Raw genomic sequence first — 1,803 nt, forward strand, 5'->3', positions numbered from 1 at the left:
CCCCCACCCCTACGCCCCCCACCGCACGCAGACCGCCACGAAGGCTCGACATCGCCAAGACCACGCCAGGACCGCCCACGTCACGGCATGGTGGACCCGCATCACTCGGCGCGGGCCGCCACACCCGTGAACCGTGACCTCTGAACGCAGTGAGCGCCGCCGCTCAGCACTCTGCCCGGCCGCAAGGCCACGCCCGGCCGGCAGGCCGACCCAGGACGCGGCGCCGCCGTTCGGGCACACACCGGTTCACAGCGCCGGCGTGTCGACGTCGTGCGGGCTCGGCCGGTGTTCCAGGTATTCGACGAGCAGCCCATCAGGGTGGCGCAGCCGTGCCCCTCGGCCGGTGGGTACCGGGAACGGGGCCTCGACGAGTTCCGATCCGAGAGCGAGACCGCGTGAGATCGCCTGGTCGAGATGGGAGAAGATCATGGTGACGGGAGTGCGCCGCGCTTGTCCGGCACGGTCGAGCAGCGCCGGGTCCAGCTCCAGGACGAGGAACGCGCCGACAGCGGCAATGCGGATGCCGAGTTCACGCACGTCGAGATCCATGTCCAGACGGGCCCCGGTGAACTGCTCGTACCGGCGCACTGTCTGCTCGAAAAGCCCCGGCTCCGCGAACACCCTCGCCAAGACGCGGGGTTCTGTGAACGTCGACGAGTCGGTCTGCTTCCGATACAGGCGCGGCATGCCCGCGACGATACCGCGAGGACCCGACGGGCGATCATGGGAACGTCCGGCCCGCGCACCACGTAGGAGATGATGCCGCTCATCTCGGCGTGACGCCGCAGCCGCTGCTTGAGCTGGACGAGAGCGCCCACCATCAGGAACGGCGTGGCCTTGAGGCTCGCGACCAAGACACCACGGATCGGGTCGCTCAGCTCATCGAGACGCTTCCCCAACTCGGCTGCCAAGTGGCAGCCCGGTTTCTCCGGCGGCTCGGACCGCCGGGCATCCCAGCGAGCCAGTTCGGCGCGCTCGTTCACTTGTCGGCCAAAGCAGCAGGTCCAGGCCCTCTGACTCCTCGACGCCTCCTCGTCATTGCAACACCTTCGGGGTCTTGCGTTACGACGAGATCCAGGACTCACCTCGGCACAGTGGGGCCAGAACTGCCCGACGAAAACATCGGCCGCTCCTGCGGCGGACTGACTACGAAGATCCACCTGACCTGCGACGGACAGGACCGGCCTTCACCCTGACCGGTGGCAACACCAACGACTGCACCCGATTCGAACCCGTCATGGAGCGGATCAGCGTGGCCCGGCCGGGCCCGGACAAACCCGGGACTCGTCCCGATCGATGGCCGCCGGCAAGGGACACTCGTCCGGGAGAATCCGCGCCTGCCTGCGAAAACGCGGGATCGCCCGCACCATTCCCGAACGCATCAACCAGATCAACGGCCGCCTGCGAGGCGGCGAACGACTCTGCCGCCTCGACCCCGTCTCCTACCAACGCCGCAGCGTCGTCGAACGCCGCTTCGGCCGACTCAGACAAAACAGAGCCCTCGCCACCCGCTGCGACAAACGAGCCGTCCACTACTAAGCCATCGTCACCCTCGCCTGCCTACAACTCCGGTTCCCATGACTTCGCGGACACGACCGGCCGTGCCGTCGGGATCGTCTCGCCGGCCGGACGGAGATGGCGGCGAGACCGGAGTTCGGAGAGGTGGGGTCGGGTGGCCGGGGCGCCGCGGGACCGTCCGAGGGCATGGCCGCGCGGGCCCCGCCCCCCCCCCCCCCCCCCGCCCGGCCGCCGGCGGGCCCCGCGGCCGGCCCCCCCCCCCCCCGCGGGGGGGCAAACGGCCAA

1 protein-coding gene and 1 pseudogene are annotated in these 1,803 nt (G+C 69.9%); one reads left to right on the forward strand and one right to left on the reverse strand.

Features of this window, described 5'->3' with window-relative positions; genetic code table 11:
• Positions 1–246 precede the first annotated feature (246 nt).
• Complete coding sequence (locus LCE31_RS37410) at positions 247–687, reverse strand: VOC family protein (RefSeq protein WP_225022543.1); 441 nt, start codon at positions 685–687, stop codon at positions 247–249.
• Between the two features lie 377 nt (positions 688–1,064).
• Here LCE31_RS37410 and LCE31_RS37415 point away from each other — a divergent pair.
• Positions 1,065–1,539, forward strand: a pseudogene (locus LCE31_RS37415) (transposase); the annotation flags it as partial.
• Positions 1,540–1,803 lie beyond the last annotated feature (264 nt).

Source organism: Streptomyces sp. 8L (assembly GCF_020176795.1).
Taxonomy (GTDB): Bacteria; Actinomycetota; Actinomycetes; order Streptomycetales; family Streptomycetaceae; genus Streptomyces.

Bases quoted from the DNA above. Each gene is read 5' to 3' on its own strand.
- LCE31_RS37410 (WP_225022543.1), bottom strand. From the start codon at position 687: ATGCCGCGCCTGTATCGGAAGCAGACCGACTCGTCGACGTTCACAGAA.